At 72.6% G+C, this 23,280-nt stretch carries 19 protein-coding genes and 1 pseudogene; 13 read left to right on the top strand and 7 right to left on the bottom strand.

Annotated elements, in window-relative coordinates; all coding sequences use genetic code 11:
* Nucleotides 1–205: 205 nt before the first annotated feature.
* The 4 genes from ABZX40_RS10895 to ABZX40_RS10880 all read left to right on the top strand — a co-directional run bounded on the left by ABZX40_RS10895 (nt 206) and on the right by ABZX40_RS10880 (nt 2,875).
* Entirely contained in the window at nt 206–1,165 is a 960-nt protein-coding gene (locus ABZX40_RS10895) for a zinc-binding dehydrogenase (protein WP_355746943.1), read from the top strand.
* A 262-nt stretch (nt 1,166–1,427) separates the two neighbouring features.
* On the top strand, nt 1,428–1,850 hold the full coding sequence (panD, locus tag ABZX40_RS10890) for an aspartate 1-decarboxylase (RefSeq protein ID WP_355746940.1): 423 nt from the start codon (nt 1,428–1,430) through the stop codon (nt 1,848–1,850).
* 31 nt (nt 1,851–1,881) lie between these two features.
* Entirely contained in the window at nt 1,882–2,226 is a 345-nt protein-coding gene (locus ABZX40_RS10885) for a GNAT family N-acetyltransferase (RefSeq protein ID WP_355746937.1), read from the top strand.
* Between the two features lie 16 nt (nt 2,227–2,242).
* The gene (locus ABZX40_RS10880; protein WP_355746934.1) at nt 2,243–2,875 is read left to right on the top strand and encodes an aspartate/glutamate racemase family protein; all 633 of its coding nucleotides are present in this window, start codon (nt 2,243–2,245) and stop codon (nt 2,873–2,875) included.
* Nucleotides 2,876–3,458: 583 nt separating this feature from the next.
* On the opposite strand, the gene gndA is transcribed toward ABZX40_RS10880, so the two are convergent.
* Nucleotides 3,459–4,898, bottom strand: a complete 1,440-nt coding sequence (gene gndA / locus ABZX40_RS10875) for an NADP-dependent phosphogluconate dehydrogenase (RefSeq protein ID WP_355746931.1) — start codon at nt 4,896–4,898, stop codon at nt 3,459–3,461.
* A gap of 373 nt (nt 4,899–5,271) precedes the next feature.
* On the opposite strand from gndA, the gene ABZX40_RS10870 reads away from it, so the two are divergent.
* A complete protein-coding gene (locus ABZX40_RS10870; protein WP_355746928.1) occupies nt 5,272–6,468 on the top strand; it encodes a transglycosylase family protein in 1,197 nt (398 codons plus the stop codon).
* Between the two features lie 33 nt (nt 6,469–6,501).
* Here the strand turns inward: ABZX40_RS10870 and ABZX40_RS10865 are convergent, their stop codons facing one another.
* Nucleotides 6,502–7,692: a DMT family transporter gene (locus tag ABZX40_RS10865; protein WP_355746925.1), complete on the bottom strand. Its 1,191-nt coding sequence runs from the start codon at nt 7,690–7,692 to the stop codon at nt 6,502–6,504.
* A 232-nt stretch (nt 7,693–7,924) separates the two neighbouring features.
* On the opposite strand from ABZX40_RS10865, the gene ABZX40_RS10860 reads away from it, so the two are divergent.
* The 5 genes and pseudogenes from ABZX40_RS10860 to ABZX40_RS10840 all read left to right on the top strand — a co-directional run bounded on the left by ABZX40_RS10860 (nt 7,925) and on the right by ABZX40_RS10840 (nt 15,338).
* On the top strand, nt 7,925–8,674 hold the full coding sequence (locus ABZX40_RS10860; RefSeq protein WP_355747041.1) for a (2Fe-2S)-binding protein: 750 nt from the start codon (nt 7,925–7,927) through the stop codon (nt 8,672–8,674).
* 281 nt (nt 8,675–8,955) lie between these two features.
* A complete protein-coding gene (glgA, locus tag ABZX40_RS10855) occupies nt 8,956–10,107 on the top strand; it encodes a glycogen synthase (RefSeq protein WP_355746922.1) in 1,152 nt (383 codons plus the stop codon).
* Nucleotides 10,108–10,161: 54 nt separating this feature from the next.
* Nucleotides 10,162–11,382 carry a glucose-1-phosphate adenylyltransferase gene (gene glgC / locus ABZX40_RS10850; RefSeq protein WP_355746919.1) on the top strand — a complete coding sequence of 407 codons (1,221 nt, stop codon included), beginning with the start codon at nt 10,162–10,164 and terminating at the stop codon, nt 11,380–11,382.
* Between the two features lie 424 nt (nt 11,383–11,806).
* Nucleotides 11,807–13,150, top strand: a pseudogene (locus ABZX40_RS10845) (wax ester/triacylglycerol synthase family O-acyltransferase); the annotation flags it as partial.
* A 658-nt stretch (nt 13,151–13,808) separates the two neighbouring features.
* On the top strand, nt 13,809–15,338 hold the full coding sequence (locus ABZX40_RS10840; protein ID WP_355746916.1) for an SDR family NAD(P)-dependent oxidoreductase: 1,530 nt from the start codon (nt 13,809–13,811) through the stop codon (nt 15,336–15,338).
* A gap of 16 nt (nt 15,339–15,354) precedes the next feature.
* Here ABZX40_RS10840 and ABZX40_RS10835 read toward each other — a convergent pair whose 3' ends face one another.
* Together ABZX40_RS10835 and ABZX40_RS10830 are read right to left on the bottom strand one after the other, a co-directional pair.
* Nucleotides 15,355–15,588 (bottom strand): hypothetical protein, encoded by a 234-nt coding sequence (locus ABZX40_RS10835; RefSeq protein WP_355746913.1) that lies wholly within the window; start codon nt 15,586–15,588, stop codon nt 15,355–15,357.
* A gap of 305 nt (nt 15,589–15,893) precedes the next feature.
* Nucleotides 15,894–16,454 carry a metal-dependent phosphohydrolase gene (locus ABZX40_RS10830; RefSeq protein WP_355746910.1) on the bottom strand — a complete coding sequence of 187 codons (561 nt, stop codon included), beginning with the start codon at nt 16,452–16,454 and terminating at the stop codon, nt 15,894–15,896.
* Between the two features lie 457 nt (nt 16,455–16,911).
* On the opposite strand from ABZX40_RS10830, the gene ABZX40_RS10825 reads away from it, so the two are divergent.
* Nucleotides 16,912–17,085, top strand: coding sequence for a hypothetical protein (locus ABZX40_RS10825; protein ID WP_355746907.1), 174 nt, complete (start codon nt 16,912–16,914; stop codon nt 17,083–17,085).
* Between the two features lie 447 nt (nt 17,086–17,532).
* On the top strand, nt 17,533–17,952 hold the full coding sequence (locus ABZX40_RS10820; protein ID WP_355746905.1) for a hypothetical protein: 420 nt from the start codon (nt 17,533–17,535) through the stop codon (nt 17,950–17,952).
* Nucleotides 17,953–18,061: 109 nt separating this feature from the next.
* Here the strand turns inward: ABZX40_RS10820 and ABZX40_RS10815 are convergent, their stop codons facing one another.
* The 3 genes from ABZX40_RS10815 to ABZX40_RS10805 all read right to left on the bottom strand — a co-directional run bounded on the left by ABZX40_RS10815 (nt 18,062) and on the right by ABZX40_RS10805 (nt 21,669).
* A complete protein-coding gene (locus ABZX40_RS10815; RefSeq protein ID WP_355747038.1) occupies nt 18,062–19,618 on the bottom strand; it encodes an MDR family MFS transporter in 1,557 nt (518 codons plus the stop codon).
* 277 nt (nt 19,619–19,895) lie between these two features.
* Nucleotides 19,896–20,561: a TetR family transcriptional regulator gene (locus ABZX40_RS10810; protein WP_355746902.1), complete on the bottom strand. Its 666-nt coding sequence runs from the start codon at nt 20,559–20,561 to the stop codon at nt 19,896–19,898.
* A gap of 97 nt (nt 20,562–20,658) precedes the next feature.
* Entirely contained in the window at nt 20,659–21,669 is a 1,011-nt protein-coding gene (locus tag ABZX40_RS10805) for a LacI family DNA-binding transcriptional regulator (RefSeq protein WP_355747035.1), read from the bottom strand.
* Between the two features lie 316 nt (nt 21,670–21,985).
* Here ABZX40_RS10805 and ABZX40_RS10800 point away from each other — a divergent pair, with 316 nt between their 5' ends.
* Nucleotides 21,986–23,278, top strand: a complete 1,293-nt coding sequence (locus ABZX40_RS10800; RefSeq protein ID WP_355746899.1) for a sugar ABC transporter substrate-binding protein — start codon at nt 21,986–21,988, stop codon at nt 23,276–23,278.
* Nucleotides 23,279–23,280 lie beyond the last annotated feature (2 nt).

Raw genomic sequence — 23,280 nt, 5'->3', positions numbered from 1 at the left:
GCAACCGCCCCACGGCCCAACCGCAACCGCCCCACGGGCCAACCACGACCACCCCACGGCCCCACCACAACCACCCCCCCACGGGACAGGTGGGCGCCAGGGACTGCCCATCCGGACCGACTTCAACCGCCCTACGGGGAAAGGGACTTGACGCGTGATGGGGTGGGCCGCGTATCTGTCGGGTCGAAGCGGCTTGGAGTGATCGATGAAGGCTTTCCGGTACGTGGCGAAGGGCGCCCCCCTGGAACCGGCCGACGTTCCGGACCCGGTGCCGGGGCCCGGGTGGGTGGTGGTCGATGTCGAGGCCGTCGGGCTGTGCCACACCGACATCCATCTCATCGACGGCATGATCGAGCTGTCCCGCCCCGCGCCCTTCACCCTCGGGCACGAGGTCGCGGGCACCATCTCCGCCCTCGGTGACGGGGTGACCGGCCACGCGGTGGGCGACCGGGTGGCCGTGGCGCTGGTCGCGCACCCGGAGGTGCAGCTGCCGTACGCGCCCGGCATCGGCGTCGACGGGGGCTACGCGGAGCGGCTGGCGGCCCATGCCTCCACCCTGGTGCCGCTGCCCGACACCGTCTCCACCGTCCACGCGGCCGTCGCCACGGACTCGGTCGTCTCCGCCTACCACGCCGTCCGTACGGAGGGGCGGGTCGGGCCGGGCGATGTGGTCGCCGTCGTCGGCCTGGGCGGTCTCGGCCTCAACGGGGTCCGCGCGGCCGTGATCGCGGGCGCCGAGGTCTATGGCGTCGATGTCAACCCCGACACCTTCGAGGCCGCCCGCGAGGCCGGCGCCCGCGACTGCTTCACGCAGCTGTCCGCGCTCGCGGACCTCCAGCCCGAGGTCGTCATCGACTTCGCGGGCGTCGGCGTCACGACCTCCGACGCCGTGGACGTCGTACGCCGACTCGGCCGGGTCGTCGTGGTGGGGATCGGCGCGCCGACCACGACGCTGTCCTACGCCGCCCTGCTCCGCAAGAGCGTGGAACTGCGCGGCTCGTACGGGGCGAGCAAGGACGAGTTGCGGCAGGTGCTCGGCTTCATCGAGCGGGGGCGGATCACCCCGGTCGTGGAGGAGATCGACTTCGCCGACCTCAACGAGGGCCTGGACCGCGTCCGCAAGGGCCAGGTCCGCGGACGCCTGGTCACCCGCCCCCGGGGCTGACCCCGGCACCGCTGAGGGGCCGCCCGCGCGGCCCCTCACCCCTCCCCCCCCGCACCATCGGAGTGACCGTGATCACGGCTGCCCTGCGACGGGCGCTGCTTAGCCTTGGGGTGCCGGACGGCACGCGGGTCGGCGCGAGTCCCGACGGGCCGGGAGTCCGCCGCGCACACCAGCGAAGCCCCACCGGCGCAGACGCCGAAACCGCCCTTGACCTGCGTCGAAGATCGAAGCAGGCAGGGAGCATGGATCCAGGAGCACCCCGATGCTGCGCACCATGTTCAAATCCAAGATCCACCGGGCCACCGTCACCCAGGCCGATCTGCACTACGTGGGATCGGTGACCATCGACGCCGATCTGCTCGACGCCGCCGATCTGCTGCCGGGGGAGCTGGTGCACATCGTCGACATCAGCAACGGCGCCCGGCTGGAGACCTATGCCATCGAGGGCGAGCGCGGCTCCGGCGTGATCGGGATCAACGGCGCCGCCGCGCATCTCGTCCACCCGGGAGACCTCGTGATCATCATCAGTTACGCTCAGCTGACCGACGCCGAGGCGCGGTCGCTGCGCCCGAAGGTGGTGCATGTGGACGGCGCGAACCGGATCGTGGCGCTCGGTACGGACCCGGCCGAACCGGTGCCGGGCACGGACCAACTGCGCGGCCCGCAGACGGCGGCGACGCGCTGACGGGGCCGTTCCGACAACGAAGGGGAGTCCCATGAGCGAGACCGAGATCCGCGACGACCGGGCCGCGGGACGGCTGGAGGCGGTACGGGGCGACGAGGTCGCGGGCCGGATCGCGTACTTCGTCCTCGAATCCCCGGCACCCGCCCTGGTCCCCGTGCACACCACCGTCGAGCCCGCCTACGAGGGCCAGGGCATCGCCGGGTCGCTGGCCCGCGAGCTGTACACGATCGCCGCCCGCGAGGGTATCCCCGTCGCACCGCTGTGCCCGTACGTCATCAAGTGGGCCGAGCGCCACCCCGACGAGGCCCCGGCCGCCGACCCGGAGCTGCTGCGCGCGGCGACGGAGTGGCTGCGGGCGCACCCCGGCCGTTTCTGAGTCGCCGAGCACGCCCATGCTCACCCTCCTCCACACCTCCCCCGTCCACATCCCCGCCTTCGACGCCCTGCGCGACCGGCACCACCCCGCCCTCACGCTGCGGCACCTGGTGGACGAGAGCCTGCTCGACCGGGCCCGCCGTACCGGCCCGGAGGCGGTGGCGGGCGAGGTGCGGGCGGCCGTCGAGGGCGCGGTCGCCGACGGGGCCTGGGCGGTGCTGTGCACCTGCTCGACGATCGGCGCGGTCGCCGAGTCCCTCCCGGTGGCGGTGCCCGTGCTGCGCGTGGACCGGCCGATGGCCGCCGCCGCGGTCGCCGAGGGGCCCCGTATCACCGTCCTCGCCACCGTCGAGAGCACACTCGCGCCCACGGCCGCGCTGATCGAGGAGGAGGCCCGCCGCGCCGCCCGCCCGGTCCGGCTGGACGTCCGGCTGGTCGAGGGCGCCTGGGACCGCTTCACGGCCGGTGACCCGGACGCCGCGGCCCGGCTGGTGGCGTCGGCGGCGGACGCCGTCACCGCCGCCGACAGCATCGTCCTGGCCCAGGCGTCCATGGCTCCCGCGGCCCGGCTCACCACGACACCCGTACCGGTCCTGTCCAGCCCCCGGCCGGGCCTGGCAGCGGCGGCACGGCTCCGCCCGCGTGACTGAGGTCACGGCTGCCGGGTACCCGGGGAGTAACCGCAACAGGCCGACTCCCCTCCGGAGGCCCACCATGACCCACCCCCCACCGGACCCGTACCCCACCCCGGTCCCACCCCCACAACCACCCCCGATCCCCACCCCACCCCCCATCCCCCCAGAACCACCCCCAGCCCCAGCCCCAGAACCGGGCCGCCCCCTGACCGCCCCCTAAACCCCCAGAACCCCGACGCCACGAGCACCCGCACCGACCGGGTACGACGGCCCCGCGCACCCGGCGCCCCCCCTGAGGCCCGACGCCGCGAGGGGGCGCGGGGAACTGCGCGCCCAGCCCCCACGCACCCGCACCGACCGGGTACGACGGCCCCGGGCACCTGGCGACCCCCCTGAGGCCTGACGCCGCGAGGGGGCGCGGGGAACTGCGCGCCCAGCCCCCACGCACCCGCACCGACCGGGTACGACGGCCCCCGGGCACCCGGTGACCCGCTGAGGCCCGACGCCGCAAAGGGGCGCGGGGAACTGCGCGCTCAACCCCCACACACCCGCACCGAACCGGTACGACGGCCCCGCGCACCCGACCCCCACAAACCCCCTACGCAGAAACCTCCGCCCGATCCCCACCCCACAACGTGTGGAACGCCCCTTCCCGATCCACCCTCCGATACGTGTGCGCCCCGAAGAAGTCCCGCTGCCCCTGCGTAAGCGCCGCAGGCAACCGCTCGGCACGCAGCGCGTCGTAGTACGCCAGCGCCGCCGCGAACCCCGGCGTCGGAACCCCTTCACGCGTCGCCGCGATCAGCACCTCGCGCCAGTCGTCCTGCGCATCCGCGATCTCCCGCGCGAACGTCCCGTCGGACAGCAGACTCGGCAGCTCCGCCCGCGCGTCGTACGCGGCCCGGATACGGTCCAGGAACGCCGCCCGGATGATGCAGCCGCCCCGCCAGATCGCGGAGACCGCGCCCAGGTCGACATTCCAGTCGTACTCGTCGCTGCCCGCGGCGATCTCGTGGAAGCCCTGGGTGTAGGACACGATCTTCGACGCGTACAGCGCCTGCTCGACCCGGTCGGCGAAGGCCGCCGCCTCGGCCTCGCCGAGCGGCGACGCCTTCGGCCCGGCGAGATCGCGGGACGCGGCCCGCAGAGCCGCGTGCCCGGACAGCGAGCGCGCGAAGACCGCCTCGGCGATCCCGGAGACCGGCACGCCCAGATCGAGCGCGATCTGCACGGTCCAGCGGCCGGTGCCCTTCTGCTCGGCCTGGTCGACCACCACGTCCACGAACGGCTTGCCGGTCGCGGCGTCCACATGGGACAGCACCTCGGCGGTGATCTCGATGAGGTAGGAGTCCAGCCGCCCCTGGTTCCAGGTGCGGAAGATCTCCGCGATCCGCGCCGGCCCGTACCCGGCGACATCGCGGAGCAGCTGGTACGCCTCGCCGATCAGCTGCATATCGGCGTACTCGATGCCGTTGTGGACCATCTTCACGAAGTGCCCGGCGCCGTCGGGGCCGACATGGGTGACACAGGGTGCCCCGTCGGCCGCCTTCGCGGAGATCTTCTCCAGCATCGGGCCCAGCGAGTCGTACGACTCCTTCGGTCCGCCCGGCATGATGCTCGGGCCGTGCAGCGCGCCCTCCTCGCCGCCGGAGACGCCCATGCCGACGAAGTGGATGCCCTTCTCGCGCAGGTCGCGCTCCCGGCGCCGGGTGTCCGCGAAGTGCGCGTTCCCACCGTCGATGATCATGTCACCGGGTTCGAGCAGCGGCGCGAACTCCTCGATCACCGCGTCCGTGGGGCCGCCCGCCTTCACCATGACGACCAGCCGGCGGGGCCGCTCCAGCGCCGCCACGAAATCCTTCGCCGTCTCGGCCGCGATGAACTCGCCCTCGTCGCCGAACTCCTCCACCAGGGCGCGCGTCTTCGCCGCGGTCCGGTTGTGCACCGCGACGGTGTAGCCGTTCCGGGCGAAGTTGCGGGCGAGATTGCGGCCCATGACCGCGAGTCCCGTGACGCCGATCTGGGCTGTGTTGCTCATGTCCGCCTGCTCCTCAACCATCCGGTCGGTGATCATCCGATCAGTCGATCGATCAATCCATCGGGGATGGTCCGAAAACGATCCCGGACACCGATCCGATCGAATGCGCCGATCCTGAATAAATAAGCCGAACCCTGCGAAGGTACCTCTCCCCGCCATCCTGACGTCCGCCCACCCCGGCCGCACCTTCGGAGCCCCCCGCGTCTCAGTACGTGGCACAGACCCCCTCCGCCTCGGCGCCCGCGCGCGGAAACCGGTCAACCTACGGCTGTTCCGCGCCATTTGACCCGGCGGTGAACCGATTGCCGTCTTGTCATGGCCTGTTCTTCCCCCCTACTTTTGGGCCGCTGACATATGTCGAGGGGGCAACTTCATGGCCGTACGCGGCCGGCACCGCCGGTACCAGCCGAACAGGATCAACCGCGCCTCACTGACCGTCACCGCGGGTGGCGCCGGTATGGCCCTCCCGCTCATCGGCACCGGCGTCGCGCACGCCGCGGACGTGGAGACCTGGGAGAAGGTCGCCGCCTGTGAGTCGACGAGCAACTGGAGCATCAACACCGACAACGGCTACTACGGCGGTCTCCAGTTCAGCCAGTCCACCTGGGAGGCGTACGGCGGCACCCGGTACGCGCCGCGCGCGGACCTCGCCACCAAGGACCAGCAGATCGCCGTCGCCGAGAAGGTCCTGGACGGACAGGGCCCCGGCGCCTGGCCGGTCTGCTCCCAGCGGGCCGGACTGACCCGCGACGGGGCCGAGCCGGACATCGACCCGGACGGCGGGAACACCCCCCGCCCGGCCCAGCAGAAGGCCAAACCGGCCGCCACGCCCGATGTCCAGCCGCAGACCACCCCGCAGTCCCGCGCGGGCAAGGCCGAGATGTACACCGTGGTGCGCGGCGACACACTGTCCGCCATCGCCGGGAAGAGCAAGGTGGGCGGCGGCTGGCAGGGCCTGTACTCCGCCAACCGCTCCACCATAGGAGCCGACCCGGACCTGATCCTGCCCGGCCAGCGCCTGACCCTGTCCGGCAAGGCCGCCGCGACGGCCCCGGCGCCCGCCAAGAAGGACACCGCCGAGCCGAAGACGTCCACCAAGACCGAGCCCAAGCCCAAGACCGACTCCGGGACCGAGAAGAAGCCGAGCACCAGCAAGGCCGACCAGCCCACCCGCGTCGCCCCGGTGGCCGCCGCCTCCGGCACCCGCTACCGGGCCACCGGCTCCTCCTGGTCGAAGGGCTACCACACCGGCGTCGACTTCCCCGTGCCCACCGGCACCTCCGTGAAGGCGATCGGCGCGGGCACGGTGGTCAGCGCGGGCTGGTCCGGCTCGTTCGGCTACGAGGTGGTCATCCGCCACTCCGACGGCCGCTACAGCCAGTACGCCCATCTGTCGGCGATCAGCGTGAAGGACGGACAGTCCCTGACGGCCGGGCAGCGCATCGGCCGCTCCGGCAACACCGGCAACAGCACGGGCCCGCATCTGCACTTCGAGGTGCGGACGGGGCCCGGCTTCGGTACGGACATCGACCCCCTGGCCTATCTGCGGGCGGGCGGCGTCAAGGTCTGACGCGTCCCCGCCGGGCGCCGTCGTCCGGCGGGGTCAGGATCTGACCCTGGTGCGGTGCCGGTCCAGCAGGGGCAGCGGCACGAACGGGCCGCCGTACACCGGATAGGGGCGGTTCATCAGGCCCGCCGGGCTGTCCGGCACGGTCGCCGGTGCCGTGGACGAGGTGACCGGCACGCGCGGTGTCCGGGGCACCGCCGTACGGCTCGCCCGTACCGGACCGCCGATTCCGTCGGTCCGGCCGTCGCCGTCGGGCGCGGGGCCCGGCACGAAGGCGTCCAGCGCCTCCTCCAGGGCCTCTCCGGCGCGGACGGCGACCCGCTGGGCGCCACCCATGTCCGGTCCCTGGGACGCGGCCGGCTCGGACGCGCCGGGGGGCGGCTGCGAGGTGCGGTGGATGCGCTCCGTGGTCAGCAGGATCAGCCCGCCCGCCGCGACCACCCCGCAGCTCAGCGCGAGGGTGGTGCCCGTCGTGCCGTAGCGGAAGGTCTCACCGAACATCGTGATCCCGACGGCCGCGGCGACGACCGGGTTCACCACGGTCAGCGTGGCCAGCGGCGCGGCCAGTCCGGCGCCGCGGTAGGACGCCTGGGACAGCAGCAGTCCGGCGACGGCCAGCACCCCGATCGCGAGCAGCGCGGGCAGCTCGGTGAGGGACGGTCCACCGGCCCACTCGACGGCCACGGTCTTGGTGAACACCGAGGACATACCGAAGGCGATACCGGAGCCCAGCGCCAGCAGCACACTGCGCGCCACCGGCTTGCGGCCCACCGCGCGGGCGGCGGCCATCAGGGCCATCACCACGAGGGCGGTGACCGTGAACGCCGTGAGCTGCTGGCCGTCGCTCAGGGACCGCGAGCCCGTGCTCCCGACCAGGGACAGCAGCCCGGCCAGACCCAGCGTCGCCATCACGGCGCCCCGCCAGGCCGTCGCCCCCGCCTTGCGGCCGACGAACATGGCCGCCATCGGGAGCGCGAAGACTATGGTGAGCGCGCCGAGCGGCTGGACCACGCTCAGCGGGCCGAAGGCCAGCGCGACCACATGCAGCAGCCCGCCGAGGCCGTTCAGCGCGACCGCGAACCACCACGCCGGGCGGCGCAGCGGCGCGAACTGCTCACCGGCCGTGGCGGACGACGCCTCCGCCACGCGCTCCTGCACGATGGCCCCGCCCGCGTACGCCACGGCGGACACCAGCGACAGCAGCACGGAGAACGCGAGGGCGCTCATGGGCGGCTCCTCTGCGTCAGGCCGGGGCGTGCAACCCGGCGCGGCGAACGATCGTCTTTCATAGCCAACACGATGCCCCCTCGATCGCTTCCCGTCGTCGTACCTGAGCACTCAATGAGTCCTACTGCCGATGGAGTACTCAGCGCGCCCCGTCATCCCAGAGGGGGGCGACCCCCGGGGTACGGCCGCCGGGCGCCGCGCCCCGTGACCTGGGACGCGAGGCCAGCGGGCCCTGGTACTACTGCTGTTCGTGGAACTCGACCCGGCACTCACCGCGCTCCGGCCGCTCGGCGGTTTCTTCGTACTGCGCACGACCGTGGATCCGGAGCGGGCCCCCCTCACGTCGTCACCGACGCTCGCACAAGCATACGAAAACTCGACATCGGATGTTTACCCGTTTCCGCTGACTTTCCGTGTCCGCAAGGTGGCCCGGTCGCTCCACGCCCCCGAGCCCCGCGTCGCCGCCTCGATCGCCCAGCTCGGCCTGGCCGCCCGCCTCTGGTCGGTGACCCTGGGCTGCGCCGCCCTCTACGGCCGCGTCCCCGATCTGGACCCCCGGCTGCTGCGCTGGGACCCCGACGCGAGCGCCCCCGACGATCTCCTGCTCACCGAGGTGCGCCCCCGCCCCGCCGACCCCGCCACCGTCGCCGACAGTGTGCTGCGCGGCCATCTCGAACCCCTGCACAGCGCCCTGCGCGCCCAGGTCCCGCTCGCCGACGGACTGCTGTGGGGCAACGCCGCCTCCGCGCTCGCCGGGGCCGCCCGGGAACTCGACCGCTGGGCGCGCGGCAACGGCCGCGAGGATGCCGCCGCCCGCTCACGGGCGCTGACCCGCGCCCTGTTCACCCACCCGCCGCTCGCCGGTACGGGCACCTTCGAGGGAACCGCCTTCCGGCGCCGCAGTTGCTGCCTCTACTACCGGGTGCCGGGCGGCGGCCTGTGCGGCGACTGCGGCCTGAGCCGGGTGCCGGGGAGGGGGTGAGGGGAGCGATGCCGGGGCCGCACCGCGCACCCGGGAGGGGACGAGGGACGCCTGTGGCCGGGTGCCCCGCGCGCCCGGTGCGAGGGCCGCCTTTGAGCGCCGTACGCCGTACACGACACCCGCGCGCGGGTGGGGGACACCGCGCCGCCCGTTCGGGCAGCCTCCCCGGCCCGTATCGCCCCCGCGCGGTGACCGTCGTCTCACGCGCCCCATGCGCTCTTCCCCACGGGCCCCTTGTGGGTGACCATGTCTGAACCGGCCAAAGCGACAGGGGGCTCCGGGTGCGTGTGGGACTGCTGAGCCGGGAGTACCCCCCGGACGTGTACGGCGGTGCGGGTGTCCATGTCGAGTTCCTGGCGCGGGAGTTGAGCGCGCTGGTCGATCTGGACGTGCACTCCTGGGGCGAGGGCCGCAGTGACGGCGTCCAGCGCCACCGGCCCTGGTCCGCCCTCGACGGCGCCAATGACGCGCTGCGCACCTTCTCCGTGGACCTGGCGATGACCGCCGGGCTGGAGGACCGCGAACTGGTCCACTCCCACACCTGGTACGCCAATCTCGCCGGCCATCTCGCCAAACTGCTCTACGGCGTCCCCCATGTGCTGACCGCGCACTCCCTGGAGCCGCTGCGCCCCTGGAAGGCCGAGCAACTGGGCGGCGGATACGCCCTGTCCGGCTGGGCCGAGCGCACCGCCGTGGAGGCCGCCGACGCGGTGATCGCCGTGTCCGCCGCCATGCGCGACGACATCCTCGGCTGCTACCCCGCGCTGGACAAGAGCCGGGTCCATGTCGTGCACAACGGCATCGACACCAGCCTGTACCGGCCCGACCCCGCCACCGACGTCCTGGACCGGATCGGTCTGGACCGGGAGCGGCCCTATGTGCTGTTCGTCGGCCGGATCACCCGCCAGAAGGGCGTGGACCATCTGCTGCGCGCGGTGCGCGGCATCGACCTGGCCGCCCAGGTGGTGCTGTGCGCGGGCGCCCCCGACACGCCCGAGATCGACCGCGAGTTCCGTGAGCTGTTCCAGGAACTGAGCCGCGTCCGCGCCGGACTGCACTGGATCCCGCAGATGCTGCCGCGCGACGAGGTGATCCAGCTGCTTACCCATGCGGCCGTCTTCGTCTGCCCTTCCGTGTACGAACCGCTGGGTATCGTCAACCTGGAGGCCATGGCCTGCGGCACCCCGGTGGTGGCGTCGCGGGTCGGCGGCATCCCGGAGGTCGTCGCGCACGGCGAGACGGGCCTGCTGGTGGACGTCGACGGGGAGTTCGAGACGGGCCTCGCGACCGCGCTGGACACCGTGCTCGCCGATCCTGGCGCCGCGCGCCGGATGGGCGGGGCGGGACGCGCGCGGGCGGTCGAGGAGTTCGGCTGGGACGCGATAGCGCGCCGGACCGTCCGGCTCTACCAGGAGGTCCTCGAACAGGCGTAGTACGCCGGGCGCGAGGGCATGGATGGGTCACAACCAGGGGTGAGGGGAGCGGCCATGCGTCGTGGAGGGCCTTCCGTACTCGGGATCGTACTGGCGGGTGGTGAGGGCAAGCGCCTGATGCCGTTGACCGCCGACCGCGCGAAACCCGCGGTCACCTTCGGCGGCACCTACCGGCTCGTCGACTTCGTCCTGTCGAACCTCGTCAACGGCGACATCCTGCGGATCTGTGTGCTCACGCAGTACAAGTCGCACTCGCTGGACCGGCACATCACCACCACCTGGCGGATGTCCAGCCTGCTCGGCAACTACATCACCCCCGTCCCCGCCCAGCAGCGGCTCGGCCCGCGCTGGTACCTGGGCAGCGCCGACGCCATCCTCCAGTCCCTGAACCTGATCTACGACGAACAGCCCGAGTACGTGGCCGTGTTCGGCGCGGACCATGTGTACCGGATGGACCCGCGCCAGATGATCTCCCAGCACATCGAGAGCGGCGCGGGCGTCACCGTGGCCGGGATGCGGGTCCCGCGCGCGGAGTCGTCGGCGTTCGGGGTGATCTCGCCCGCTTCGGACGGCCGGACCGTGGACCGCTTCCTGGAGAAGCCGGCCGACCCGCCGGGGCTGACCGACGACCCCGAGCGGGTGTTCGCCTCCATGGGCAACTACGTCTTCACCACCAAGGTGCTGATCGAGGCGCTCCAGCGGGACGCCGAGGACCCCCGTTCGGTCCATGACATGGGCGGCTCGATCCTGCCCCAGCTCACCGACCGCGGCGAGGCCCTGCTCTACGACTTCCACGAGAACCACGTCCCCGGCGAGACCAGCCGGGACCAGGGCTACTGGCGGGACGTGGGCACGCTCGACGCGTACTACGACGCCCATATGGACCTGATCGCCGAGCGCCCGGCGTTCAACCTGTTCAACCGGCAGTGGCCCGTCTACACCCACTCCAACCAGCTCTCCCCGGCCCGGTTCAACGCGGGCGGGATGGCCAGCGAGTCGATCATCAGCTCCGGGTGCCTGATCCGGGGGCAGGTCACCCGGTCGGTCCTGTCACCCGGGGTGGTTGTCGATCCGGGCGCGGTGGTGCAGGGCTCGGTGCTGCACGACAACGTGCACATCGGGCGGGGCGCGGTGGTGCGCGGGGCGGTGCTGGACAAGAACGTGGAGGTTCCGCCGGGCGCGACGATCGGCGTCAACCCGCACCGGGACGCCGAGCTGTACACCGTCTCCAAGAGCGGTGTGATCGCCCTGGGCAAGGGCCAGCGGGTGTCGTAGCCGCCGCCGGACGGGACGGACGCTCGGGGGTGGTGCGGGACGATCCCCGGTGGGCGGCGGTGGGCGGCGGTGGTCGTGGGTGGTCGTGGGTGGCTGCGGAGGACCCCCGGGTGGCTTGCGCGGGCCCCTGTGGCCCCGGGTGGCTGAGGGTGGCCCCCGGTGGTCCTCGGTGGCCCCGGTGTGGCCCGGGTGGCCGAAATTCACCCATGTCGCGCCCCCGCGCCGCGCCCGCGTACGCTCCCGGCGCGCGGCCCGGACCGCGCCGCCGAACGGGTCATGTGACCCCTGTGACCAGCGTGATCGAGGAGGTCGGACGCTCCCTGACTTAATCCGTTGTTAACTGAGTGTAGCCTGATCGTACTTGACCGTAATTGTCCGGGCGTTGTTCACTGCTTGCCCACCCGTCCTCTACGCGAGGCAAGCCGTGACCCCTGACCCGCTCGCACCCCTCGATCTGGCGTTCTGGAACATCGAGACCGACGGGCACCCCATGCACCTGGGCGCCCTCGGCGTGTTCGCCGCGCACTCACCCACCGCCGGTGCCCACGCGGCCGACCTGCTCGCCGCCCGCGCCGCGGGCGTACCCGGACTGCGCATGCGGATCCGGGACGTCTGGCAGCCGCCCGGACCGCTCCGCCCGCTCGCCGCCGGTGGTGCCACCCGCGAGCCCGACCCGGACTTCGACCCGCTGGAGCACATCCGGCTGCACGCCCCCACCGCCGACTTCCAGGGCGAGGCCGGCCGGCTCATGGAACGCCCGCTGCGCCGTGGCCGCCCGCCCTGGGAGGCCCATGTGCTGCCCGGCGCCGACGGCACCGGCTTCGCCGTCCTGTTCAAGTTCCACCACGCCCTCGCCGACGGACTGCGCGCCCTCACCCTGGCCGCCGCGATCCTCGACCCCATGGACCTGCCCGCCCCGCGCCCGCGCCGCCCCGAACCCCGCCGCTCCCGCCTGCCCGATGTGCGCCGTCTGCCCGGCCTGGTCCGCGACGCCCTCACCGCTGCCGTGACCGACGTCGGCCGCGCCGTCGACATCGGCGCCTCCGTCGCCTTCTCCACCCTCACCGCCCGCCCCGCGCCCGGCCTCACCGCCGAGCCCAGCGGCACCCGCCGCACCGCCGGGGTCGTCATCGACCTGGACGACGTCCACCGCGTCCGCAAGACCGTCGGCGGCACCGTCAACGACGTACTGATCGCCGTCGTCGCCGGGGCGCTGCGGCGCTGGCTCGACGCGCGCGGTGAGGACACCGAGGGCGTCCGCCCGCGCGCCCTGATCCCGGTCTCCAAGCGCCGCCCCCGCACCGCCCACCCGCAGGGCAACCGCCTCTCCGGCTACCTGATACGGCTCCCGGTCGAGGACCCGGACCCGCTCGCCCGGCTCGGCACCGTACGCGCCGCCATGGACCGCAACAAGGACGCCGGACCCGGCCGGGGCGCGGGCGCGGTCGCGCTGCTCGCCGACCATGTCCCGCCGCTCGGCCACCGGCTCGGCGGACCGCTGGCCGCGCAGGCCGCCCGGCTCTGGTTCGACATCCTGGTCACCAGCGTGCCCCTGCCCGGCCTCTGCCTCAGGCTCGGCGGCAACCCGCTCACCGCCGTCCACCCCTACGCCCCGCTCGCCCGCGGCCAGTCCCTCGCCGTCGCCATGTCGACCTACCGCGGCCAGGTCCACTTCGGCCTGGTCGCCGACGCGCGGGCCGTCCCCGACCTGGACCGCCTCGCGGACGCGGTGCGCGAGGAGGTGGCCGCCCTGATCACGGCGTGCGAGCCGGAGAGGCCGGGCATGGAGGGGCTCGGGGCGGCGGCCTACGGGGCGGGGGCGTCGGCGCGGGGCGTGGGGCGGGGGGCGTCGGCTCGGGATCCTGAGCGGGAGACGTCGGCTCGGGATCCGGGGCGTGGGACGCGGGCTCGGGGCGCCGGGCCGGGGACGCCGGCTCGGACCCCCGGGCCAGGGACGCTTGCCCGGGATCCGGCGCCGGAGACGCCGACTCGGGCCTCCGGGCCGGGGACGCTTGCTCGGGATCCGGCGCGGGAGACGCCGACTCGGGCCTCCGGGCCAGGGACGCCTGCCCGGGATCCGGCGCCGGAGACGCCGGCTCGGGCCTCCGGTCCGGAGACACCGGCTCGGGACCCCGGTCCGGGGACGCCAACCCGGACCCCAGGGCCCGGGACGCGGGTCAGGGTGCCGGTCGTGGCGTGCGGGCCGGAAGAGGCGGGGGCGGTACGGGCGAGGGTGCCCGATTCGGCCCCAGTAACCGAGCCGTCGCCCGGGTCCGCCGGGCCGGGGACGGCCGTCACACCCCGCGAGCCCGGTCTCACCCCCCGCTGACGGGTTTGGATCCCGGGCCCGGCGCTCCGTAAAATTCGCGGTTCGGACAGCGGACGCGGACGGAGCGCCGCGCGGGCAGCAGGGAACGGCAGCGGCGATGACGGTGACACAGGACGGCTCGGCGACCCCGGACGAGGTGACCGTCCCGCACGCGGCGACGGCCCCGGACACGGCGGTGTTCGGGCCCGGCATCGACCCCGAGCGGCTCGCCGTCTGCCTCGGTGTGCTGGCCGAACTCGACCGGCTGGAGGTCGACCACCCCGACGCCATCGCCGTACGCCGCGCCACCGCCGGTCTCTACCGCACCGTGAAGCAGCGCCGCCGCCAGGAGCGCCGGGCCGCCAAGACCGCCAACGACAAGGCGGTCACCGAGGCCACCGCGACCGGCTCCGCCGAGCGCATCGACGACGAGACCGAGGGCCTGCTGCCCTCCTCCCGCACCGAGCAGGGCCGCATCGCCGGGATACTCCAGCGCCCCCGCTCCTGCTATGTCTGCAAGACCCGCTATGTCGAGGTCGACTACTTCTACCACCAGCTCTGCCAGGACTGCGCCGCCGAGAACCGGGCCAAGCGCGACGCCCGCGCCGACCTCACCGGCAAGCGCGCCCTGCTCACCGGCGGCCGGGCCAAGATCGGCATGTACATCGCCCTGCGGCTGCTGCGCGACGGCGCCCACACCACCGTCACCACCCGGTTCCCCAAGGATGCCGTCCGCCGTTTCAAGGCCATGGACGACTCCGCCGACTGGATCCACCGCCTGGAGGTCGTCGGCATCGATCTGCGCGACCCCGCCCAGGTCGTCGCCCTCGCCGACCGGATCACCGCCCAGGGCCCGCTCGACATCCTGATCAACAACGCCACCCAGACCGTACGACGGCTGCCGTCCGCGTACGCCGCCCTGGTCGACGGCGAGAGCGCCCCGCTGCCCGCCGGGGAACTGCCCGCCCAGCATGTGATCGGCGCCTTCAACTCCGGCGCGGTCGACGGACTCGCCGCCCTGCCGCTCGGCACCTCCGGCCTGGACGCCCAGCAGGTCGCCGATCTCGCCCTGGTCGCGGGCAACGCCAGCGTGGAGCGGCACCGCGACGGCACCGCCATCGACGCGGGCGGCCTGGTGCCGGATGTCGTGGACTCCAACACCTGGGTGCAGAGCATCGACCAGATCTCGCCGGTCGAACTGCTGGAGACCCAGCTCTGCAACTACACCGCCCCCTTCATCCTGATCAGCAAGCTCCGCCCGGTGATGGCGGAGGCCGCCCGCACGGCGCGGAGCAAGCGCGCCCATGTCGTCAATGTCTCCGCGATGGAGGGCGTGTTCAGCCGTGGCTACAAGGGCGCCGGGCACCCCAACACCAACGCCGCCAAGGCCGCGATGAACATGGTGACCCGCACCAGCGCCACCGAGATGTTCCAGACCGACGGCATCCTGATGACCTCGGTCGACACCGGCTGGATCACCGACGAGCGCCCCCACTACGACAAACTGCGCCTCGCCGACGAGGGCTTCCACGCCCCGCTCGACCTGGTCGACGGCGCGGCCCGGGTCTACGACCCGATCGTGCGCGGCGAGGGCGGCGAGGATCTGTACGGCGTCTTCCTCAAGGACTACGCCCCTGGTAAGTGGTAGGTGGGCACTGCCCCGCTCACCAGAAGGGGCGGCTGTTGTCGGCCGTGTCCGCCAGGTCCGACCAGGCGATACCGACCAGCAGCGCGGCAATGCCGAGCAGCAGGGCGGCGAGCGCGAGCGCGTAGAAGAGAACGGTCCGGGAGAGGTCCCGGTGGTGGTGGGCGGTGCCCCGGGCGGACGGGGGAGAGGGCGGCGGGGGCGGCGGTGCGGGGGCCTCGTGGGTGGGAGGCGGCGGGTTGATGTCGCTCATATCGGGTCGACCTTCCGCGACCGTCCACCGGAGCGTCCCGGTCGATGCGCCGGGGGTGTGCCTGCCGGCGAACGCTTTCTCCACGATCGCATCGGGGCCAGGGGGCTGCCATTCGCGACGGCGGGGGGCCGGGGCCGGAGGTCGGGGGAGAAGCGCAGGGCAGGGAGCGCGGGACGGGGGCGAGGGACGGTCGATGGGCCGGGGTGGGAGGAAGCACAGGGCGGCGCCGCCGGGTGTGCCGTGCGCGGCACGCGGGGTGTGCCGGGGCGGCCCTCACCGGCCGGTGCGGTGAGGGCCGCCCCGGGTCAGTCCATCGCCCCCAGGCGGGAGTTCCGCGCCGCGACCAGCTCCAGTACCGTCCGCCAGTCCTCCAGCACGCCCGCGTCCAGCCCCGCGGTCCTGCCCGCGTCGTCGGCCTGGCGCAGCGCGATCGCGTCCTCGGCGAGCGGGTCCCGGGCGAAGGCGGCGGCCTTGGCCGGGCTCATCGGCCCGCCCTGCGCCCGCAGGGTCAGCGCGCTCCGCGGCGAGAGCCCCCGGTCCGGCGACACGGCGGCGAGATAGCGCCCGGCGGGCACATGGAGCCGTACGAGACGGGAGACCCGTTCGCCGAGCAGGGCGCGTACCGCGTCGGCGGCGCGGTCGGCGTGCCCGGCGTCGTCACCGGGCCGCAGCAACTGCCCGATGCCGTGGACGAGCCCGGCCACCTGGAGTTCCTTGTCGGCGGGGCGGCTCCGGCGCAGCAGCGCGGCGGTCCGGAGGGCGTGATCGTGCGGATCGACCGGGTCGCCGGTGCCGTCCGGGGTGTCCCGGGCACCCCGGCACGCGTGCAGCAGGTCCATCAGCTCGTCGACACTGCGCAGCTCCATGCGTCAGTCCTCCCGCGATCCGGCGGTACCGGAAGGCAGCAGAGCATGGCGAGCTTTCGCCCCAGCCAACGGCATCTGAACGGGGTGACCGGCTCGCGGCTCCGTTCGTCACGCTCCGCCGAACGGGTGACTCCAAAATGACGCATTATGTAACAAACGGGTGTAGAAATGGATAGAGCGAGCACGCGGCGATGTCCGATAGTTACCCGTTGTTTTCAGCCCTATCGAGCGGAGGCCCGCTCATCTGGTTAATCTGAGGGCGACGGACAGCTTCAAGGGGTCCCACCCACACCCATGGTCCGTCCCGGGACAAGCCGGTTCATCACGGCCTTCTCTCTCACAGTTGCCGGCGCCACCGCGTCCGACCGTTCAAGACAGACCCGAACGGGCGTCAGGCGCCGGAGCGCAACGTGGCCGGTGATGCCCCGAGGGTGACCCGACACATAAGGAGTGCGCGGTGACACCGGAGAAGACAGATCGCGATCAGCGCCCCAAGGAACGTCCGCAGCGCGCGGACCGCAGGCCGGGCGAGATCGGCAGCCTCGATGTGTGGGCCAGGTCCGCCCCCATCCGCCTGGCGGGCTACGAGGACGACCTCGCCGAGCCGCACATCCTGCCCAGCGTGGACTGACCGACCGGATCCGCGCGGGACCGTCCCGCCGGACCCTCCGCGATCGACGCCCGCATGGACGTGCCCCCATCACGTCCATGCGGCCTCCGGCTCCCTTCTCCCCGCCGGTGCGCATCCGTCCGTCTCTCCCCCCCCCCGCCGTTCGGGTTCTCGGTGTGTAACGCCTTCCCGGCGTCGTATACGGCCCCTGGGGGCCCTCCGGCCCGACGCCGCCCGACCCGGCCCCGTACTCGCCGGTACGCATCCAAGCCGTGCGCCCCTCCCGGGCCCCTTCCGTCGGACCCGCCCTACGCGCTCGCCCCGCTCGCCCCGCCCGACCCGCCGGGCGCGGCTTCCGCCTGACATCGGACGACTCTCTCAACTCAGGCCCTAGCGCACCCCGTTGACAGTCATCGGAACTCCACCCACTCTCAAGACATCCGATGAATCAAGCCGCTTGGAGCCTTCATGGCCAGATATCCAAGACGCACGGTGCTGGGCGCGGCTGCGGGAGCCACAGCCGCCGCCGCTCTGCCGCTCGCCGGTGCGGGCGGGGCGTACGCCGCGGCAGGGGAGGCCGACGCCATGACGGACGCGGACGGCGCGGCGGGTCCCTGGGTGCCCGTACCGGACCCGGTGCCGGTCCCCCTGGACGCCTACTTCGACAACGACGGCATCGACACGGCCGGAGCGCACGGCGGGAACTTCGACGGCTCCGGCTACCCCTTCCCCGGCGAGGAACTGCCCGAGGGCCCGATCGAGGCCGACGGCGTCCCGTTCCTGTTCCCGTCGGCCGAGGCCGGAGCCGGGAACAACGTTGTCGCGCTCGGTCAGCGGCCGAAGGACGCGCACTGGCGATCCGCGCTGCTCGTTCGGCCCATTCGCTGATCGAACGATCAGGTGCGCAAAGCGTCGAGGCCACCGTGATCAACGCGGGCACAGCGGCGGTCCTCGCGGTGGACGACGTGACCGTGGGCGTGTCGGTGGACCGGCTGGTTCAGCCGACCCGTTCCGCCACCGATTCCTCGGCGAGGCGCTCCATGCCGCTGGTCGTCTTGAGCGGCTTCTCCTTGATAAACACCACGGCGATCAGCGCCAGCAGGGCGAACGGCGTGGCGATCAGGAACAGATCGGCGGTGGCGACCCCGTAGGCGTGCTCCACGATGCCGCGCATCGGTTCGGGCAGCGTCGTCATGTCGGGGACCGCGTGCGAGGACTCGCCGCCACCCGAGCCGCCCGCCGCCCCGCTGGCCCCGCCCGTCTCCTGGAGGCCCTTGGTGATCTCACTGGCGACCCGGTTGGCGAGGATCGCGCCGAGCACACTCGTACCGATCGTGCCGCCCATGCTGCGGAAGAAGGACAGCACGGAGGTGGCCGCGCCCAGTTCGGCGGCGGGGACGTCGTTCTGGGCGGCCAGCACCAGGTTCTGCATCAGCATGCCGACGCCGATGCCCAGGACGGCCATGTAGAGGCTGAGCAGGGCGAAGTGGGTGTCGGCGCCGATCGTGGCGAGCAGCGCGAGACCCGCGGTCATGATGATCCCGCCCGCGACCAGGTACCGCTTCCATCTGCCGGTCCTGCTGATCACCTGCCCGGCGACGGTCGAGGAGACCAGCAGACCGAGGATCATCGGCAGGCTCATCAGCCCGGCGACGGTCGGCGACTTGCCCAGCGCGACCTGGAAGTACTGGGAGAGGAAGACCGTGCCGCCGAACATGGCGACACCGACGAACAGGCTGGCCACGGTGGTCAGGGTGACCGTGCGGTTGCGGAAGATGTCGAGCGGGATGACCGGCTCGGGGGTGCGCGCCTCCACGAACACCGCGCCCAGGAGCAGCGCGGCGCCGCCCAGGGTGAGCGCGGCGGTCTGCCAGGACGCCCAGTCGAACCGGTTGCCCGCGAGCGACACCCAGATCAGCAGCGCGCAGACACCCGCGACGATCAGGAACGCGCCGAGCCAGTCGATCCGCACGGTGCGCCGCCGCACCGTCGGCAGCCGCAGGGTCCGCTGGAGCAGGGCGATACCGAGCAGCGCGAACGGCACGCCGATGAAGAAGCACCAGCGCCAGCCCAGCCACTCGGTGTCCACCAGCACCCCGCCGACCAGCGGCCCGGCCACCGTGCCCACGGCGAACACGGCGCCGAAGATGCCCGCGTACCGGCCGAGTTCGCGCGGCGGGATGATGGCGGCCATGACGACCTGGGCGAGCGCGGTCAGACCACCGGCGCCGATGCCCTGGATCACCCGGCTGAAGATCAGCAGATCGACGTTGTGGGAGAACCCGGCGAGCAGCGAGCCGACGACGAACATCGCCAGCGACAGCTGGAGCAGCAGCTTCTTGTTGTAGAGGTCGGACAGCTTGCCCCACAGGGGCACGGTGGCGGTCATCGCCAGCAGTTCGGAGGTGACGACCCAGGTGTAGGACGACTGGCTGGCGTTCAGGTCGGCGATGATGCGGGGCAGCGCGTTCGACACGACGGTGCCCGCCAGGATCGCGACGAACATACCGGCCATCAGACCGGACATGGCCTGGAGTATCTGCCGGTGGGTCATGGCGGTGGGCGACGCCTGTTCGAGCGTCTCGGGTGGTGCGGTCACGACAGCTCTTTCCACGGTGATGATCGTTGGGTGATCGGGCGATCGAACGATCAGGTGATCGCGCGAGTGGGCGGACTCGGGGCGGGGCGGGGCGAAGCCGCTCGGGCGGCGCGCGAGAAGGACGGGGGAGAAGGACGGGGGGAGGGACGAGGGGCGGGTACGGGGTGCGGGGCCGTAGCGGGGGCGCGGCGCGAGGGCCGGTGCCGGGCGGGTGTCCGGCGTCCGTCGGGGGTCAGCCCGGCGGAGCCGGGAGTCCGGCCGCGAGGAGGGTGAACGTCTCCCGGAACACCTCCGCGAAGCGGCGCTCCTCGGGCCGGGTGCTCCAGTGCTCGACGGCGACCCGGACCGCCGTACCGGCGACGGCGGCCAGCAGCCGGGGATACAGCTCCAGGTTCCGGCGCTCCTCGCCGCAGGCGGCGACCGGACCGGGGGCGCCTGCCGCAGCGCCGCGCAGGCGCTCGGCGACGGCCAGCGCGAGACCGGTCTCCTCCGCCGTGTGCGCGCCGAGGGCGCGTACCAGCAGATGCGGGGCGGCGCGCAGCACCGTGGCGTGCAACTGCCACACCTCGTGCTGCTCCTCGGCCTCGACGAGTTCGGCCGCGATGGCGTCCCGGACCGCGTCGAGCGGCGGGACGGTCGGCGGGGCGTGGAGGACGGCGTCGCGCACCCGGGTGCTCAGCTCCGAGTCGATCACCACGAAGGCGTCGTCGCGCGTGTCGAAGTAGTTGAAGAACGTGCGCACGGAGACACCCGCCGCGGCGCTGATCGCTTCGACGGTGACCTGTTCGACTCCGTGTTCGGCGGCGAGTCGTACCGCCGCCTCCGCGAGCGCGGCACGGGTGGCCCGCTTCTTCCGCTCCCGCAGCCCACCGCCCGCGGCGGCACTCTTCTCCGGCATGGCTTGCATGGTATGCAAAAGTGCATGTCATGCAAAATTATTTAACGAGCGGGCGGTCAGGGTTCGTGAAGCGCCTGGTCACCCGCGCGAACCGCCCCTAACCACCCCGTACCGGCCCCGTGCTCTCCCGTTCGATCAGTCGCGGTACCGGTACCTGGACGGTCCGGGCCGGGCCGCCGTCCAGCAGCGCGGTCAGCTCCCGGGCCGCCGTACGGCCGAACTCGACCGTGTCCCGGGACAGCGCGGACAGCCAGGGCCGGACCATCCGGCACAGCGCCGAGTCCTCCCAGGCCACCACCGACACCTCACCCGGCACCGAGAAGCCCAGCCCCGAGGCGGCGGCGACCCCGGCGACGGCCATCACGTCGTTGTCGTAGACCAGGGCCGTCGGGGGAGTGGGCCCGGACAGCACCCGGCGGGTCACCGCCGCGCCCTCCGCGTCCGAGTAGTCGGTGGTCACCGACCGCACCTCGGTGAGCCCGCGCCGCCCGGCCTCCGCGCGCAGGGCACGGATCCGGCGCTCGGTGTGCGCGAGTCCGGCGAGCCCGGCGATGTGCACGATCCGGCGGTGCCCCAGCGCGTACAGCTCGTCCACGACCGCGGCCATGGCCCCGGCGTCGTCCGCCCAGACCGTGGACAGGAGCGGGTGCCCCTCGCCGGGCGGGCCGCCGATCACCACGCCGGGCAGGCCCAGTTCGTCCAGCAGGGCCGGGCGCGGGTCGTCGGTGCGCGGATCGACCACCAGGACGCCGTCCACCCGGTGCTCGGCCCACCAGCGCCGGTAGACCTCGCACTCGTCGGCGATGTCCCGGGCGATCTGGAACAGCAGCCCGAGATGCCGCTCCGCCAGCACCTCCTGGATACCGGAGACCAACTGGAGGAAGAAGGAGTCCACGCCGAGCGTGTCAGCGGGCCGGGCCAGCACGAAGCCGACCGTCGCCGCGCCCTCCCCGGAGAGCGCACGGGCCGCGGTGCTCGGCCGCCAGCCCAGCTGCTCGGCGACCCGGCGCACCCGGTCCCGGGTCACCTCGGAGACCCCCGGACGCCCGTTCAGCGCGAAGGAGACCGCGCTCTCGGAGACCCCGGCACGCCGTGCGATGTCCTTCATCGTCGGCCGGCGCGCGGGCGACCGCCTGCCCGTCACATGCTGCTCCCCACGTGAATCCCCACTCGAAAGACCGCCACCCGGCGTGGCGCGGGAGGCGATGCACTAATGCGCTTGAGTGGCAGCATCCTAAAGCGCATTAGTGATCTCCCGCAAGGCTCCTCAACTACCCTGCCTGAGCTGGGAGTTTGTGTGGCCTAATGCTTTAGCGCAACGGAATGCATTGACTTTTCCCCGGAACCGAGTGCAAGGTCTGGCCGACACCTCCGGTTCATCCCGGCCGTCACCGGACCTCACCGCCGCAAAGGAGCACATCGTCGTGCGCATTTCCCGCCGGACCTTCGCCGCCGCTGCTGTCGCAGTCGTCCTCGTGCCGCTCAGTGCCTGCGGCTCCGGGGGCGACGGCGGCGGCTCCACCGACGCCTCGGGCAAGGTCGAGGGCGCCATCACCTTCCAGACCTGGAACCTCCGCGCCAACTTCAAGGACTACTTCGAGGGCGTGATCGCGGACTTCGAGAAGGAGTACCCGGGCACCGAGGTCAAGTGGGTCGACCAGCCCGCCGAGGGCTACGCCGACAAGATCAGCGCGGACGCGGCCGGCGGCACCCTGCCCGATGTCGTGAACGTCTCCCCCGACCTGGCCGCCCCGCTCGCCAGGGCCGGACTCGCGCTCGACCTGGACCAGGCCGCGCCCCAGTACCGGAAGGAATATCTGGAGGGTGCCTGGGCCAGCCATCAGATACCAGGCCTGACCGGCACCTACGCCTTCCCCTGGTACCTCAACACCGGCCCGCTCTTCTACAACAAGTCGCTCTTCGAAAAGGCCGGACTCGACCCCGAGCAGCCGCCGAAGACCTATGACGAACTCTTCGCCGACGCGCTGCGCATCGCCGAGGAGACCGACGGCGAGGTCGCCACCCTCGCCAATGTCCCCACCATCGAGGACTTCGGCCGCTACGGCGTCCCGCTGATGAACGACGACGGCACCGGCTTCGCCTTCAACGACGCCAAGGGGGTCGAACTCCTCACCCGGTACAAGGAGCTGTACGACGCCAAGGCGCTCGACCCGCAGGCGCTCACCGCCACCCCCGAGGCCGCCGGGAAGAAGTTCCTCACCGAGGCCGTCGCCATGAACCCCGGCAGCGCGCTCGACCTGGAGAACTTCAAGAAGCAGGCGCCGAATCTGTACGACAACATCGGCATCACCGATCAGATCACCAGCACCGGTCAGGTGAACATGTACGTGATGGGGGTGATGGTGAACGCACAGACCCAGAAGAAGCCCGCCGCGGTCGCGTTCGCGCACTACGTCACCGACGCCACCCGGCAGATGTCCTTCGCGCGGCAGGTCGCCATCTTCCCGAGCACCGCCGGTTCGCTCGACGACCCGTACTTCACCAAGGAGGACGGCACCGACGAGACCCGGGTCCGGGTGGCCGCCGCCCAGTCGCTCAAGAAGGCGGTCAACTACACACCGGTGCTGTTCAGCGAACAGATGAAGGTCGAACTGCGCAACGCCGTCGCCCGCGCGCTCCAGGGCAAGGAGAGCCCCCAAGGCGCTCTTGACAACGCTGTCAAGGCGTGTGACCGGCTCCTTCAGCAGCAGGGCTGAGT

The organism is Streptomyces sp. NPDC004610 (assembly GCF_040609715.1).
Lineage (GTDB): Bacteria > Actinomycetota > Actinomycetes > Streptomycetales > Streptomycetaceae > Streptomyces.
The sequence above is the reverse complement of the archived record's forward strand: the minus strand, read 5'-3'. Positions and strand labels throughout refer to the sequence as shown.

Coding starts and splice junctions, on each gene's coding strand:
- ABZX40_RS10895 (WP_355746943.1), top strand. CDS start 206: ATGAAGGCTTTCCGGTACGTGGCGAAGGGCGCCCCCCTGGAACCGGCC.
- panD (WP_355746940.1), top strand. CDS start 1,428: ATGCTGCGCACCATGTTCAAATCCAAGATCCACCGGGCCACCGTCACC.
- ABZX40_RS10885 (WP_355746937.1), top strand. CDS start 1,882: ATGAGCGAGACCGAGATCCGCGACGACCGGGCCGCGGGACGGCTGGAG.
- ABZX40_RS10880 (WP_355746934.1), top strand. CDS start 2,243: ATGCTCACCCTCCTCCACACCTCCCCCGTCCACATCCCCGCCTTCGAC.
- gndA (WP_355746931.1), bottom strand. CDS start 4,898: ATGAGCAACACAGCCCAGATCGGCGTCACGGGACTCGCGGTCATGGGC.
- ABZX40_RS10870 (WP_355746928.1), top strand. CDS start 5,272: ATGGCCGTACGCGGCCGGCACCGCCGGTACCAGCCGAACAGGATCAAC.
- ABZX40_RS10865 (WP_355746925.1), bottom strand. CDS start 7,692: ATGAGCGCCCTCGCGTTCTCCGTGCTGCTGTCGCTGGTGTCCGCCGTG.
- glgC (WP_355746919.1), top strand. CDS start 10,162: ATGCGTCGTGGAGGGCCTTCCGTACTCGGGATCGTACTGGCGGGTGGT.
- ABZX40_RS10840 (WP_355746916.1), top strand. CDS start 13,809: ATGACGGTGACACAGGACGGCTCGGCGACCCCGGACGAGGTGACCGTC.
- ABZX40_RS10835 (WP_355746913.1), bottom strand. CDS start 15,588: ATGAGCGACATCAACCCGCCGCCTCCCACCCACGAGGCCCCCGCACCG.
- ABZX40_RS10830 (WP_355746910.1), bottom strand. CDS start 16,454: ATGGAGCTGCGCAGTGTCGACGAGCTGATGGACCTGCTGCACGCGTGC.
- ABZX40_RS10820 (WP_355746905.1), top strand. CDS start 17,533: ATGGCCAGATATCCAAGACGCACGGTGCTGGGCGCGGCTGCGGGAGCC.
- ABZX40_RS10815 (WP_355747038.1), bottom strand. CDS start 19,618: ATGACCCACCGGCAGATACTCCAGGCCATGTCCGGTCTGATGGCCGGT.
- ABZX40_RS10810 (WP_355746902.1), bottom strand. CDS start 20,561: ATGCCGGAGAAGAGTGCCGCCGCGGGCGGTGGGCTGCGGGAGCGGAAG.
- ABZX40_RS10805 (WP_355747035.1), bottom strand. CDS start 21,669: ATGAAGGACATCGCACGGCGTGCCGGGGTCTCCGAGAGCGCGGTCTCC.